Origin of the sequence: Pseudaminobacter soli (ex Zhang et al. 2022) (genome assembly GCF_014595955.1) — a bacterium.
GTDB lineage: Bacteria > Pseudomonadota > Alphaproteobacteria > Rhizobiales > Rhizobiaceae > Kumtagia > Kumtagia pseudosoli.
In genome coordinates this window covers 135375-150223 of the sequence record NZ_JABVCF010000010.1, presented here as the reverse complement: position 1 = coordinate 150223, position 14849 = coordinate 135375, and the positions used below count along the sequence as shown (strand labels likewise).

The 14849-nt window shown below is 63.3% G+C and carries 12 protein-coding genes; 9 read left to right on the top strand and 3 right to left on the bottom strand.

The window, feature by feature from the left end:
• The first annotated feature begins 3 nt into the window (after positions 1 to 3).
• The 4 genes from HUI96_RS18970 (at position 4) to HUI96_RS18955 (ending at position 5185) form a co-directional block, all read left to right on the top strand.
• Positions 4 to 1575 carry a GMC family oxidoreductase gene (locus tag HUI96_RS18970; protein WP_188256249.1) on the top strand — a complete coding sequence of 524 codons (1572 nt, stop codon included), beginning with the start codon at positions 4 to 6 and terminating at the stop codon, positions 1573 to 1575.
• Positions 1576 to 1585: 10 nt separating this feature from the next.
• Positions 1586 to 1912 carry a c-type cytochrome gene (locus HUI96_RS18965; RefSeq protein WP_188256248.1) on the top strand — a complete coding sequence of 109 codons (327 nt, stop codon included), beginning with the start codon at positions 1586 to 1588 and terminating at the stop codon, positions 1910 to 1912.
• Positions 1913 to 2051: 139 nt separating this feature from the next.
• Positions 2052 to 3815 carry a gamma-glutamyltransferase gene (gene ggt / locus HUI96_RS18960; RefSeq protein ID WP_237684222.1) on the top strand — a complete coding sequence of 588 codons (1764 nt, stop codon included), beginning with the start codon at positions 2052 to 2054 and terminating at the stop codon, positions 3813 to 3815.
• A gap of 152 nt (positions 3816 to 3967) precedes the next feature.
• Positions 3968 to 5185, top strand: coding sequence for an MFS transporter (locus HUI96_RS18955; RefSeq protein WP_188256360.1), 1218 nt, complete (start codon positions 3968 to 3970; stop codon positions 5183 to 5185).
• 64 nt (positions 5186 to 5249) lie between these two features.
• Here the strand turns inward: HUI96_RS18955 and HUI96_RS18950 are convergent, their stop codons facing one another.
• A complete protein-coding gene (locus HUI96_RS18950; protein WP_188256247.1) occupies positions 5250 to 7226 on the bottom strand; it encodes a putative bifunctional diguanylate cyclase/phosphodiesterase in 1977 nt (658 codons plus the stop codon).
• Between the two features lie 292 nt (positions 7227 to 7518).
• On the opposite strand from HUI96_RS18950, the gene HUI96_RS18945 reads away from it, so the two are divergent.
• The 5 genes from HUI96_RS18945 to HUI96_RS18925 all read left to right on the top strand — a co-directional run bounded on the left by HUI96_RS18945 (position 7519) and on the right by HUI96_RS18925 (position 12347).
• Positions 7519 to 8478: a metallophosphoesterase family protein gene (locus tag HUI96_RS18945; RefSeq protein WP_188256246.1), complete on the top strand. Its 960-nt coding sequence runs from the start codon at positions 7519 to 7521 to the stop codon at positions 8476 to 8478.
• Between the two features lie 43 nt (positions 8479 to 8521).
• Positions 8522 to 8863, top strand: a complete 342-nt coding sequence (locus HUI96_RS18940) for a cupredoxin domain-containing protein (RefSeq protein WP_188256245.1) — start codon at positions 8522 to 8524, stop codon at positions 8861 to 8863.
• On the top strand, positions 8860 to 9618 hold the full coding sequence (locus HUI96_RS18935) for a Crp/Fnr family transcriptional regulator (RefSeq protein ID WP_188256244.1): 759 nt from the start codon (positions 8860 to 8862) through the stop codon (positions 9616 to 9618). The genes HUI96_RS18940 and HUI96_RS18935 overlap by 4 nt, the downstream gene beginning before the upstream one ends.
• A 568-nt stretch (positions 9619 to 10186) precedes the next feature.
• A complete protein-coding gene (locus HUI96_RS18930; RefSeq protein WP_188256243.1) occupies positions 10187 to 10555 on the top strand; it encodes a hypothetical protein in 369 nt (122 codons plus the stop codon).
• Between the two features lie 709 nt (positions 10556 to 11264).
• Entirely contained in the window at positions 11265 to 12347 is a 1083-nt protein-coding gene (locus tag HUI96_RS18925) for a porin (protein WP_188256242.1), read from the top strand.
• A gap of 81 nt (positions 12348 to 12428) precedes the next feature.
• Here the strand turns inward: HUI96_RS18925 and HUI96_RS18920 are convergent, their stop codons facing one another.
• Together HUI96_RS18920 and HUI96_RS18915 are read right to left on the bottom strand one after the other, a co-directional pair.
• Positions 12429 to 13328 carry an alpha/beta fold hydrolase gene (locus tag HUI96_RS18920; protein ID WP_188256241.1) on the bottom strand — a complete coding sequence of 300 codons (900 nt, stop codon included), beginning with the start codon at positions 13326 to 13328 and terminating at the stop codon, positions 12429 to 12431.
• Positions 13329 to 13453: 125 nt separating this feature from the next.
• Complete coding sequence (locus HUI96_RS18915; protein WP_188256240.1) at positions 13454 to 14830, bottom strand: MFS transporter; 1377 nt, start codon at positions 14828 to 14830, stop codon at positions 13454 to 13456.
• Positions 14831 to 14849: the final 19 nt, after the last annotated feature.

Here is a 14849-nt window from a genome sequence, read left to right as displayed (position 1 = left end):
GACATGCCTGCACCCTATGATCTCAATGACGAGAACGTGGTGGTCATCATCGGCTCCGGCGCCGGAGGCGGCACGCTAGGCAACGAACTCGCCCAGAAGGGCGTCGACGTCCTCATCCTCGAGGCCGGCCCGCGTCTCGACTACACGGATTTCGTCAACGACGAGTGGGACTCGTTCGCTCAACTCGCCTGGCGCGACAAGCGCGCCACGGGCGGCGGCTGGCGTGTTTCCAAGGACTTCCCCAACCTGCCGGCCTGGATCGTCAAGGCGGTCGGCGGCACCACGACGCATTGGGCCGGTGCCTCGCTGCGCTTCCAGGATCATGAATTCAAGACCCTGACCAACTACGGCAAGATCGAGGGCGCAAACCTTCTCGACTGGCCGATCACGCTCGCAGACCTCGAGCCCTATTACGACAGGGCCGAGGACAAGTTGGGGGTCACCCGCACCCACGGCATCGAGGGACTGCCCGACGACAACAACTTCAAGGTGATGAAGGCCGGCGCCGACGAACTCGGCTACAAGGAGTGCCACACCGGGCGCATGGCGATCAATTCGGCCGAGCGCGACGGCCGCATGGCGTGCCAGCAGACCGGCTTCTGCTTCCAGGGCTGCAAATGGGGCGCCAAGTGGTCGACCCTCTACACGGAAATCCCGAAAGGCGAGGCGACCGGCAAGCTGGAAGTTCGCCCGGATTCCATGGTGCTCAAGATCGAGCATGACGACAGCGGCAAGGTCACCAACGTCGTCTACGCGGACAAGGACGGCAAGCTGCAGAGCCAGAAGGCGCGCGTGGTCTGCGTCGCCTGCAATTCGATCGAGAGCCCGCGGCTGCTTTTGAACTCGGCATCGAACACGTTCCGGGACGGGCTGGCTAATTCATCGGGCCAGGTCGGCAAGAACTACATGCGCCACACGACCGGCTCGGTCTACGCCGTATTCGACAAGAAGGTGCATATGTACCGGGGCACGACGATGGCCGGGATCATCCGCGACGAGGCGAGAAACGACCCGTCGCGCGGCTTCGTTGGAGGCTACGAACTTGAGACGCTGTCGCTCGGCCTGCCCTTTATGGCGGCCTTCCTCAATCCGGGCGACTGGGGGCGGTCTTTCACCACCGCGCTCGACCATTACGACTCGATGGCCGGCATGTGGATCGTCGGCGAGGACATGCCGCAGGAGCAGAATGCGGTGAAGCTGCATGCCGAACTCAAGGACGAGCACGGCATGCCGATCCCGGATGTGTGGTTCACCGACCATCCGAACGACGTCGCCATGCGCAACCATGCCTACCAGCAAGGGATCGCGCTCTACCATGCGGTCGGGGCCACCCGCACGATGCCGACGCCGCCCTATCCGTCCACGCACAACCTCGGCACCAACCGCATGAGCGAGAATCCGAGGGACGGCGTCGTCAACAGGCACGGCCAGACGCACGACATCAAGAATCTGTTCGTGTCGGACGGCAGCCAGTTCACGACCGGAGGAGCGGAGAATCCCACCCTCACCATCGTGACGCTCGCCCTCCGCCAGGCCGACTACATCGCGCAGGAAATGGGCGCCCGGAACATCTGAGCGCCGGGCCATGCAAGGCACAGTGCGAACTCTGATCGCCTCAATTGTCGCTGTCGGCACCTCGCCTGTGTCGGCGGCACAAGCGCAAGACGTTCGGCAAGGGCGCGAGCTTGCGCGCGAGGTCTGCGCGTCCTGTCACGAGATCCGTCCGGGCCAGTCGCGATCCCCGATCGCAACCGCGCCCAGCTTTCAAAGGATAGCAGAGACACCCGGTATGACAGCGGCAGCGCTCAACGTCTGGCTTACGGTGCATGAGCATCCCACCATGCCGATGATAAAGCTGTCCCGCGATGAGGTCCGGAACGTCTCGGCTTATATCCTGAGCTTGAACCGGTAGCGCGCCCTTGATCGCCCCGGGCCGCTGATGGTGAATTTGTCGGCTCTCTCTGCAGTCCACCGCGCCTAAGCTCGGGGCCTTCCCTTCGTCTCCAATTCATTGCTACTCTGCGAGGCAATCTATCGTTGAGGAGGGAAGCATGACCGCAACCCATGTCTCAGCCATGAAGCGCGGGTTCCGTTCGAGCCTTCTTGCCTTGGCTCTTGTGGCGCCGTGTCTCGCTCAGGCCCAGACCGCAGCGCCCGCGCCCGAGGCGCCGACCGGGCGCATTGCGAAACATTCCACGACGGCCAATCAGGACATGGTCGCGGCGGCCAACCCGTTGGCCGCGGAGGCGGGCCGACAGATCTTGGCTGCCGGCGGCAGTGCGGTGGACGCGGCGGTGGCCGTCCAACTGGTGCTGAACCTGGTGGAGCCGCAAAGCTCCGGCATCGGCGGCGGCGCTTTCCTGCTCTATTGGGACGGCACAAAACTCACCAGCCTCGACGGCCGCGAGACCGCGCCGGCGGCCGCAACGCCGGACCGCTTCATGGGTCCCGACGGCAAGCCCATGGCATTCTACGATGCGGTGGTGGGCGGTCGCTCCGTCGGCGTTCCGGGCACGCCGCGCCTACTGGAAACGGCGCGCAAGCGCTGGGGCAAGCTGCCTTGGGCCGATGTGATCGCGCCTGCACTGAAGCTGGCGGAAGACGGCTTCACCATCTCGCCCCGGCTGAACGGGCTGCTCGGCCAGGAAAAATTCCTGCAATCGGATGCGCTGGCGCGCGCCTATTTCTACCAGGAGGACGGCACTCCGAAGCCGGTCGGCACGGTCCTCAAGAATCCCGCCTTCGCAAAAACACTGCGCGAGATCGCGGACAAGGGAGCCGATGCCTTCTACAGCGGCAGCATCGCCGCCGACATCGTGGCGACCGTGGGACGCCATCCCACCAATCCCGGCGACATGACGCTGGACGACCTGAAACGCTATAAGGTCGAGGAGCGCGAGCCGGTCTGCGGGATGTACCGGGTCTACCGGGTCTGCGGCATGGCCCCGCCGAGTTCGGGCGGCATCGCGATCCTGCAGATGCTCGGCATCGTTGAAGGGCAGGACCTCGGCGCAATGAAGCCGGGACCGGAGGCAGTGCACTGGCTGGCCGAGGCAGGCCGGCTCGCCTTCGCCGACCGCGCGCTCTTCCTGGGCGATCCGGCCTTCGTCGACGTGCCCGTGCGCGGGCTGACGGACCCCGGCTATCTGAAGAGCCGGGCCGCTCTTCTGGGGGCCGGCCGATCGATCGGCAAGGCTAAAGCCGGCGAGCCGCCTTTCCAGAAGACGGAGTTTTTCTTCGCGCCTTCCGAGGGCATCGAATTCGGTACAAGCCATATCTCCATTGTCGACCGCGAGGGCCATGCGGTGTCGATGACCACCACCATCGAGGACGGTTTCGGGGCGCGGTTGATGACGCGCAGCGGCTTCCTGCTCAACAACGAACTCACCGATTTCAGCTTCGCGCCGACCGAGGAGGGCCGGCCGGTCGCCAACCGCGTCGAGGGCGGCAAGCGGCCGCGCTCGTCGATGGCGCCGACGATCGTCTTCGATGCCGCGGGCAAGCTCTATGCCGTGGTCGGCTCGCCCGGCGGCAGCCAGATCATCCCCTATGTCGCCAAGACCCTCGTCGCCCTCCTCGACTGGAAGCTCGACCCACAGGTCGCTGTCGACCTTCCCAATTTCGGCAGCCGCAACGGACCGACCGAACTGGAGGCCGGCACCGAGGCGGAAGGCTGGAAGTTGGAGATCGAGGCCAAGGGCCATGAGGTGAAACTCATCGATATGAATTCCGGCATCCAGGCGGTCGTGGTCGGCGCCGACGGGCTGACCGGCGGCGCCGACAGCCGGCGCGAAGGGGTGGCAATCGGCAACTGACGGCAGTCAGCGGAACGCGGGGAGGGTAGGCCCGCGGAATTTTTCGGGAGCCTTGTCGCATTCCGCCGGGCCGCTCCGTCTTTACGGCAGCACCCCGCTCGAAGCGGCGCATCGCCACTGCCTGGAGCCCTGTCATGCCGCATGCACCAACTGTGACGGAAAGTCCCCATCGCTGGGTGATCGTAGCCGCAGGCGGCCTCCTCGGCTGTGTCGCGATAGGCGCGATGTTCTCGCTGCCTGTTTTCCTCCTGCCGATGTCCCGCGATACCGGTTGGTCGGTCACCGGCATCTCGACGGCCATGACGATCGGCTTCCTTGCCCTCGCCCTGGCGAGCATGGTCTGGGGCACCCTCTCGGATCGCTGGGGGCCACGTTTTGTCGTGCTGACCGGATCGGTGCTCCTTGTCGTCAGCCTCGCCCTCGCGAGCCGGGCAACGTCTCTCATCGAGTTCCAACTCGTATTCGGCGTGGTGGTCGGCGCCGCGACTGCAGCCATTTTCGCGCCCATGATGGCGTGTGTGACCGGCTGGTTCGAGACGCAGCGCAGCCTTGCCGTGTCGCTGGTCTCCGCCGGGATGGGAATGGCACCGATGACCATGTCGCCGCTCGCGGCATGGCTCGTCACAGTCTACGACTGGAGAACGTCTCTCCTGATCATCGCAGCGATCGCGGCGGTCCTGATGATCCCCGCCTCGCTGCTGGTGCGTCGCCCCCCAGTTCTCGAGGCGGCGAATGCTGCAGGCGCGCCGGCGGATGCGGAGGGGCAACCCGACATGACCCTGGGTGAGGCGATGAAGTCGCCGCAGTTCATCGTCCTGCTGCTGACGAACTTCTTCTGCTGCGCCACCCATTCGGGCCCGATCTTCCACACCGTGAGCTACGCCCTCACCTGCGGGATCCCAATGATCGCGGCGGTCTCGATCTACAGCGTCGAAGGGCTGGCGGGTATGGGCGGCCGCATCGCCTTCGGCCTGCTCGGAGACCGCTTCGGCGCGAAGCGCATTCTGGTCATGGGGCTGCTGCTGCAGGCGTTCGGGGTGTTAGGCTATGTCTTCGTGAGCCAACTCAGCGGCTTCTACGCTGTCGCCGCGCTGGTCGGCTTCATCTATGCCGGCGTTATGCCGCTCTATGCGGTGATCGCGCGCGAGAACTTTCCGCTGCGCATGATGGGCACCGTGATCGGCGGCATCGCGATGGCCGGCAGCCTCGGCATGGCGACCGGGCCGCTGGCCGGCGGCTTCATCTATGACAGCATGGGTACCTATAGTTGGCTGTACATTGGCGCCTGGGGCATCGGGCTAGGCGCTTTCCTGATCGCCCTTACCTTCAGGCCGTTTCCCAAGGCCCAACCGGCAATGGCGGCGGCCTAGCCGCCATCCGGCTTGCCGAGGCGCATGGAGCAGCCAACTCCGACGCCGGCCTCAGCGGGGTTGTTCAGGCCCTGATTGCCGGCCGGAAGGCCACTCCGCTTCCGCCGGTGCGTGTTGCAGCCAGCATCGCATCGATCGCCTCAGCCGGAACGGGCCTGCCGAACAGATATCCTTGCAGGCTTGAACACCCAGTCAACTGAAGAAGTTGGGCTTGCTCGTCCGTCTCGACTCCCTCGGCTGTCAGATCGAGCGTCAGGCTCTGGGCAAGCAGGGCGATCGCCTGGAGGATGTTCGTGGAGGCTTCGTCCCGGAGCATGCCATTCACCAGGGACCTGTCGATCTTCAGCCGATCGAACCTGTACTGGCGCAGATACCCGATGCTGGAATAACCGCTGCCGAAATCGTCCAGGGCGATCCTGATCCCCTCGGCGCGCAAGGCTTCGATCACGGGCAGCGCGCGCTCGCGATGCTCGATCAGATAGCCTTCCGTCATCTCCAATTCTAGGCGGGCGGCGGGAAAGGCCGTTCTGTTCAGGACCTGCAGGATATCCCCTACCAGGGTCGGGCTGCGGAACTGAACGGGGGAGAGATTGACCGAAAGCGTGAGGCCGGGCCAAGCGGCTGCATCACGACAGGCCTTCTCGAGGACATAGAGCCCCAACTTATTGATGATGCCGGATTCTTCGGCAATCGAAATGAATTCGTCGGGCCTGACAGCCTCGCCCGACGAGGCTGTCCATCGCGCCAGCGCTTCCACGCCGGTCATGCCGCGGGTCCGCGAATCGACGATCGGCTGATAGTGAACCTCGATCAGGCAATCGGACAGCGCTTGATCGAGTTCCTTTGCGAGGTCCAGGCGCTTGGCGCGCGTGCCGTCGATCTCATCCCGGTACCGACAAAGTCTGTTTTTGCCCTGATGCTTGGCTTCGTACATCGCAACGTCGGCCCGCCGCATGAGTTCGGCCGCGTCTACGCTGGCTCCGGCAGTGCCCAGACCGAGGCTGATGCCGAGCATGGTCGCACGGCCGTCTATCTCGATCGGAATCTGGGTGATCTCCAGGGCGGCCTGCGCAAAGCCGTGCGCCCTCTCCACGCAGCCTTCGCCTGACATGAAGATCGCGAACTCGTCGCCACCGAGTCGGGCCAGGATGGTATTGCCGTCTTCGCACAGAGCCGAGAGCTTTGATGAAATGTCCTGGATCACCCGGTCTCCGACGTGGTGTCCGTGGGTGTCGTTGATGTCCTTGAAGCCGTCGAGATCGGCGACAAGGATCGCGATCTCCTCCGGCCGGGACTGCTGCCACATACGGGTGTTGATGCGTTCGAGCAGGGCCCGCCTGTTGAAGAGCCCGGTCAGTTCGTCGCGCTCTGCGAGATCCCGGTTTGCGGCGTTCGCGGACTCAAGGCTCTTGTGCGCCTGCGCGCGCGCGGCATCCACGATTAGGACGAATGAGACGACCGCCACGATCATGCCGCCGAGGCTTACCGAGTAGAGAATGCGGAACTGATCGGTCATGTAGGCTGGATGGCCCGCTCCTTCGCCTGACATGAAGAAGATCAGCGCCAGAGCGGCCAGTGCCGCGAGGAGCCAGCAGGCGCTGGCCCGTGGACTGCCGAGCAGCACGCTGACCACCGGCATCACCACGAACCAGAACGAGCCGGGCGAGTAGACGGTGTCGTAATAGGCGGCCTCCCAGATCAGGAAGCCATAGAGGCTGCCGAGGAACACGTCCCGCGCGACTGCAAGCCTGCCGGTGGTCTTGTAGACCCAGAATGATGTCAGCATCAGAAGGCCTGTGAAGGCCATCATGCCGGCGGCTTCCGGATAGCCGGTGAAGGTGAACTGCATCACGAAGAAAGGTATGAAGAGACCTGAGAGCCCTAGAAGGATGGCGTAACGCCCGTTCAGGTCGTGCTTCTCTCCGCCAGACTGTCCCGAAGGCCTTACCAATTCGGATAGGCGCCGATGAACGTTCGAAACGGCTGTGAACGGCTTCGGGAACGAATTGATGTTTGGCAACGAGAAGACAAACTTCTTCATCGCGCCATTTTCGCAAGGGAATCTTAAGATCGACTTTGCGCGCCGGGGCGATTTGGAGACGACTGCCAACTACATTGCGAGAAGCAGACGGCCAAGCGATCGAGCTTGCTCGCGTGGATATTTCTTAATCGCGCTAGCCGGCCGCCGTCGTCGGCGATGTTCACAATCGACGGCGGTCGGCCAGTCACTCCCATCACCGGCACGTGACCGCCTGCCGCCGCAAGGCTGGAATAAACTTGGTCAGGAACTCGTCTTTTCTGTGTGCGCATCCAACGCGCAAAGGAGAATGGTCATGAGCAATCGATCCGGTACTGACCACAGGGCGAGCGGCCTAACTCGCCGGCACGCTCTCGAGTGCATGATCTGGGCCGGAACCGGCATCATGTGGACCATGGCCGGCGGCGTTCCGAAGCCTCTGAACCTCCTCGGAGAGGCGCAGGCCGCCGAGCCGGGGCCGCAGGGCTTCAGCTTCCTCCAGATTTCCGACAGCCATGTCGGCTTCGACAAGGAAAAGAGCGTCACTGCCGTCGATACGCTGCAGGAAGCCATCGACCATGTGAAGGCGCTTGCGCGCAAGCCATCCTTCATGATCCACACCGGCGACATCACGCACCTTTCCACCGCGGCGCAGTTCGATACGGCCGAGAAGATCATCGGCAGCACGGGACTCGACGTGCACTATGTCCCCGGCGAGCATGACGTCGTCGACGAGGGCCAGGGGCAGGCCTATCTCGATCGCTACGGGAAGAGCACCAAGGGCGCAGGCTGGTATTCCTTCGACAAGGAGGGCGTGCACTTCATCGGCCTGGTCAATGTCGTGAACCTCAAGGCTGGCGGCCTCGGCTTTCTCGGCCCCGATCAGTTGGCCTGGCTCAAGCAGAACCTTTCCGGCCAATCCGCCTCGACCCCCATCGTCGTCTTCGCCCACATTCCGCTCTGGGCGATCTATCCCGAGTGGGGCTGGGGAACGGACGACAGCGCGCAGGCGCTGGCCATGCTAAAACCGTTCGGCTCGGTCACGGTGCTCAACGGCCACATCCACCAGATCATCCAGAAGGTGGAGGGCAACATGACCTTCCACACGGCCCGCTCGACGGCATTTCCGCAACCGGCTCCGGGGAGCGCGAAGGCGCCTGGCCCGGTCATCGTGCCGGCGGAGAAACTGCGTGGCATGCTCGGCCTCACCAGCGTCGACTACGTGGTCGGCAAGAGCGACCTGGCGCTTACCGACTCGACGCTGGCGTCCGCCTGAGGCGCGGCTTCGCTCTTGGTTCCATTGATCGGAGGAGCGGACGATGTCTCTCCCATCATGCCTGCCACGCCTGGTGCTGGCGTCCTGCACCGTCGTGATCCTAGCGTCATGGCCGAGCCTCATTCCCGCATCATCTGCCGAGCCGGCCGTGACGATCTCGAACTTCGCCTTCGTCCCTGACGAACTCAAGGTCGCCGCCGGTTCGGCCGTGACCTTCAAGAATGGCGACGACACGGTGCATAGTATTGTTGCCGACGACGGCAGCTTCCGTTCGCCGGCGTTGGATACGGACGGGGAGTTCTCCCACACGTTCTCGCAGCCGGGCACGTTCACCTATCACTGCGGCCTGCATCCGTTCATGCAGGGAAGGATCGTCGTCCAATGACCAATCTGATCCGAATGATCGGAGAATCGGACGAGGTGCTTGCGAGGGATGAGGTGTGGAATCCCCGCGTGAAGAATCGGCTTCTCAGTGCCCTTCCCGCGAAGGTCATGAACGATCTGTGGCCGGGACTGGAGCCTGTGGAACTGAGAAAGAAACAGATCCTCCACTACTCGGGGGGACAGGCCGAATACGTGCATTTCATCGAGGACGGGCTGGTATCGGTGTCCGCAAGGGCCTCAGCGGGCAAGTGGATCGAAGTCTGGCTCATTGGATCCGAGGGAATGACGGGGGTTCCGATTGTCCTCGGCGACAAGGACAAGCCCCCCTTTCGCCGCATCGTGCAGGTGGGCGGCAATGCCTACAGGATGATGCGCGCCGACTTCCAACAGGTCATGACCGGGCATGCCGTGCTTCGCAGGCTCCTGCTCAGGTATGCGGAATACGTCCTGCTTCAGGCCTGTCAGGCACATGTCTGCGATGCGCAGCATCCTTTGAAGCAGCGGCTTGGTCGCTGGCTGCTCCTCGCACGCGATGGGCTCGGGCGTGACGAACTCCCGCTGACCCATCAGATGCTCGCTCGTCTCCTGGGAGTGAGGCGTGCCAGCGTCTCGGAGTGCCTGCGCTTCCTGGAGAGCGAGGCGACTATACGCACCGGGCGCGGGGTGATCCACATCGCAGATCCCCGCCAACTCCAGTCCTGCTCTTGCGGTTGCTACGGCCTGATTCGAAGCGAATATCAGCGGTTGATTCCATGAGACGCGAGAGCGACGCCTGCCGCGGCTAAAGGCTAAGTTCGCCCGCTTCCCAGCTCTGGAATCTGATTGCCTGGACCCGCCGCACAAAGATTGTCTGTACGGAACCGTACGCCCGGGGCTGGTGGACTATTCCGAAGAACTCCTGCTTCCGGAAGTTACGGGACCGTAAACCGAGGAAGTCGGCCGAAGCGAGCGGATCACGGGAAAGCAATGCAGCAGACGGATTTCGTCGATTTGACGAGCATTGAACTATAGGTCTCGTTGGTTAGCCGAAGTGCCGTCGGTTGTAGACCGCCTTAGTCGAGTGTGGCGGGCCCGAGCTGTCATTGAGCCCGCCGCACCTTCTGAAATGAAGCCAGTCAGAGCTGAAGAGTTGTTCTTCCGTCGCGTTCTGGCCCGCACACATGGCTCGGTCAGAGGGCGCGGCGCGGAACATGGCAACCAAAAATCTTGTTCGGCGCTGAGAGCGCAGAGGATCTCATGCTGCGTGACAACGGGTATGACGCGCGGTCTCAGCCATCTCGCTGAGCAGCCTCCCGGCATAAGTTCCAAGAACAGGAGACGACAAATGCATAAGCTCTTCTTTGCAGGTGCGTTCTCGGTGATTCTCGCCACGGCGGCGCTTGCCCAAACCGACCAGAACCTCAACGCCCTTCCCGGCCAGCCAAGCGGCGCCGACCAGCAGGCGACAGGGCAGGGAGGACAGATGCCGGCACAGCGAGGCGGCAACTACCGGGCCCAGGGACAGCAAGGAGGATCCCACCAGATGAAGAAGCGTCACGCTGGTACCAGCCATGTACAAGCACAAAAGGGAACGTACCGCATGCAAGGCAACCAGCATCACCGCAAAAGCAGCAAACATCATCGGAGTCAGCACAACGCGGCGCCATCCCAAACCAGGACCCAGACCCACACCCAGACCCGGCCCCAGTACTAGAATCTCAGCCGCCCAAGGCGGCTGGTCGGGATGAAGCACGAGGACCGGCAGCACCAGGTCCGGCGCCAGAAAATCCGATAGCTGGAATACCGACCAAAACCGCAGCGGGAGCTAAGGATACGAATATGAGCGAAGCATCCGGTGTTCCGGGTGTTTCGCTCTTTCGTGAGATCGGCCACCAGAATGCGTATGAAAGCTGACCGCGAGTCTCGCGATGTAAGCGCGGGAATCGGGCGGCACCAAATTCGGGCTGACGTAGACGAAGAGCGGTATTCGCCTAAGGCACCTCACGCGGTTTCGTATATCGCTCCTGGCACACGCGCGATGCCACCCACACTACGGTTTCCGTAGGCTGTGCCTGGCGTCCGAACTACCTCTTCCTCACCCCCGTTGATTCCTGCGACACGATTCGAATGCCCGGCGAGACAATGAATCTGACGCAGCGGCACCTTCTCCTAACGGTTAACAAAAGCTTTCGGAGGCAGGAAGACTCGTTGCTTTTGCGCCACAGTGCCCTCCGATCGCGCGCTTTTCGCCCGGTTTCGGTCATGATCCATGTTGAACGCCGAGGGTCGATGCGTCATGTCCCTCCTCGAAAGGGGGCGAGGAATCGCGGCTTTTCACCAGAGCGGGGATGGGACCCTAAACGCTTCCCCTAAGCGGGAAGACCCAACTCCGAGTTTATGAAATATTGACTGGAGGTCAGTAAATGAACATCAAGAGCCTTCTTCTTGGCTCCGCTGCGGCCCTCGTCGCAGTCTCCGGTGCGAAGGCGGCCGATGCGGTCGTCGTCGCTGAGCCGGAGCCCATGGAATATGTGCGCGTTTGCGACGTGTACGGCGCCGGATTCTTCTACATCCCGGGCACCGAGACCTGCCTGAAGATCGGCGGCTACGTCCGTGTCGACATTCGTGGCGGCGACCTCTTCGCGTTCACCAGCAATGCCGGTGAAGAGACCTACAACAACCGCGCCCGCTTCCAGCTGCGCGCCGACGCCCGCTCGGAGACCGAGCTCGGCACCCTGCGCTCGTATGCTGCCGTGAACTTCAACTACCAGGGCACCGAGGTCGACGGCTTCTACGACAACAACGACCGGTTCGGTATCGATCACGCCTACATCGAGCTCGGCGGCTTCCGCATCGGCAAGACCGACTCGCTGTTCTCGACCTTCACCGACTATGCCGGCGGCGTGATGAACGACGATCTGGTTGCCTTCGGTCCGTACGCCACTCTGCAGATGGCCTACACCTATACCGGCCCGAATGGCTTCTCGGCGGCGATCGCTCTCGAGCAGGGCGACGAGGACGAGGGTGAAGGCGCCAGCGGCATCACCGAAGACTACGCACCGTATGTCGTGGGCGGCGTGTCGCTGACCCAGGGCTGGGGTAAGGTCGGCGTCGTCGCCGGTTACGACACCTGGGAAGAAGAAGTTGCGGTCAAGGGCCGCGTTGACGTGAACATCACCGAGACCGCTTCGGTCTTCGTGATGGCTGCCTGGGACTCCGGCGGCAACGAGTTCAACGGCATCAACGACCAGGGCACCAACTTCTACGCTCCTTGGGGCGGCGACTGGGCTGTCTGGGGCGGTACCGCGATCCAGCTGAACGAGAAGGCGACCTTCAACGCCCAACTCGGCTATGATGACTTCGAGAACTTCTCGGCTGTCGCGAACGTTGCCTACGAGCTGGTCCCCGGCTTCGTGGTCACCCCGGAAGTCGCCTACGTCGACAACTTCGACGAGGACAACTCCGACGCCTGGGGCGTGAACGTCCGCTTCCAGCGCAACTTCTAATCGGTCTCAACCGATTGACAGAGAACCCGGCGAGCGATCGCCGGGTTTTTTGTTGTTCGTCGCGATTTCTGGGGTGCCCGCTTACGAAGATGCAGAGTTGGCATCTGCGCGCGCAAGAAACTGCGCGATGAGGTCGGGCAGGTCTCCAGTCTCCAGTATCGGCGGATGACCCTGGCCGGGAACGGCAATCACTTCCAGGCGAGGATGCCGTCGGGACATTTCCTCGACCGTTTCCGCCAAAAGGAGCAGCGAGTTCTGGCCCCGAATGACCATGAGCGGCACGGCCGAGAGCCGCTCGAACTGCTCCCACAATTCAGGCACAGGCTGGTCGGGTTCAGAGGCCGCGAAGGTTCCGACCAGTGCGGGATCGAAATCGGCAAGCAGTCGGCCATTCTCTTCACGGTACATCGCCGCGATCATGCGGTCCCAGTCGGCGGAGGAGAGCGCCGGAAACGCAGCCGCGTGGATTGCTTGATGGATCGCGACGGCGTCCGCGAAGTCTGATGGGGTGCGCGGGCTTTCGAGGTAAGACCGGATATGTGCCAGCCCCTGCGTTCCCAACACCGGGCCGATGTCGTTGAGCACAATGGCGCTGAAGAGTGTCGGCTGAGCTGTCGCCAGGACGTGGATGATCAGCCCGCCGCGCGACGTCCCGATGAAATCCGCCTTTGCGATACCAAGAGCCGAGAGGCCGGTTAGCACATCCTCGGCCTCGATGGCGATCGTGTAGTTCTTCGGGTCTGGATCGTAGTCCGAGGCGCCGCGGCCTCTATAGTCGAACGCGATTACGCTGCGGGGGACAGTCGGATGGCGGGAGAGGAACAGCGCCAGCTCGTGGAAATCCCGGGCATTGCGAGTAAGGCCGGGAAGGCAGACCACCGGCAGACGCCGGTCGTCTTGGCTCCCGTAGATCCGGGCGTGGAGCCTAAGACCGTCCCGCGACTCGTAGAAGAAGTCATCGAAGCCTTTGTCGTCGGCCATGCGGTCGCTCCTGCCAATGAGACAGTACGACAGCTATAGGGCAGGGACTCCTCGCGTCAAACCGGCAGCCATTGGATCCATCGCGCTGCGCTGTCCCGCCCAACAGGCGGCGACCCGCGGCCGCCTCATCTTCGTTCGCGATCGGCGGGGTAGGGGGTTCCGAGCAGGATTGCCATGCCGCCGGCAAGGAAGATGAGGATCACCGCCATGCCGAGGCGAGGCGAACCGGCAAGCGCGGTGACTGTGGCGACGAGGAAGGGCGCCAGGAAGCTGGTCGCGCGCCCGGCGAGCGCATAGAGCCCGAAATAACGGCCGGCCTCTTCGGCGGTTACGCTGCGGGCGAGATAGGAGCGCGACGACGCCTGGACCGGCCCGAAGGCAAGCCCGACGAAAAGCCCGTAGATGATGTAGGCTTTCTCCGCAGCTGTTCCGAACAGGCCGCCCGAGTCGGCGGTCGAGAGCGCTACGAGCCCGAGCAGCGTGAAGCCGGGACCGGTGGAGACGATCCCCGCAGTTGCAACGGTGAGGGTGACGAGGGAAGCCGCCACCACCCATTTCGATCCGAATGCCGTATCCAGCCTGCTTGCTACCAGGCAGCCGCCGATAGCGATCACGTTGAGCAGAATGCCATAGATGCCGAGTTCAGTGATCGACCATCCGAACATCCCCGCGGCAAACCCGCCGCCCAGCGCGAGCAGCGCATTGACGCCATCCTGGTAGATCATTCTCGCAACCAGGAAACGCACGATGCCAAGGCGCTGCCGCGCCTCGACCAAGGTCTCCTTCAGTTCGGCGAGCCCGGAGCGGATGGCCGGCGACAGTGCCATGCCCCTGGCACCGTCCGGCGTGAAGAGCAGCATCGGCAGGATGAAGACGAAGTACCAGATCGCAGACAGCGGGCCTGTGATGCGCGCGTCCTCGCCCTGCGCGGGATCTAGCCCGAAGAGGGGAAGCGCGCCGGTGATCGTCCTGCCGGTCTCGGGAGATGCGGCAAGCATCGTGACCACGAAGATCAGCATGATCATGCCGCCCAGGTAGCCGAGGCCCCAGGCGACGTTGGAGACCCGGCCGATCTCGTCTTGGGGAACAAGGCGCGGCATCATCGAATCGTTGAAGACGATCGAGAACTCGGCGGCGACGCTGGCGAGGCAGAAAAAGACCAGCATGCCGGCCACATTCGAACCCGGCGCTGCGAACCAGAGCATCGAGAGCGATACGATCTTGACCACGGCGAAGGCCATGATCCACGGCTTTTTGCGTCCTGTCTGGTCTGCGATCGAGCCGAGCACCGGCGACAGGATCGCGATGAAGAAACCGGAGATCGCAACCGCATAGCCCCACGCGGCCTGTCCCGCGGCAGGGTCGCTTGCCACGCGCGAGATGAAATACGGCCCAAAGATGAAGGTGGTCACGACCGTGAAGAACGGTTGTGCCGCCCAGTCGAACAGCATCCAGCCCCAGATTCCGCGCCGGGGCGCCGCCTCGACCGTCAACACCGCCATAGGCCCCCCGGAGCCTGTT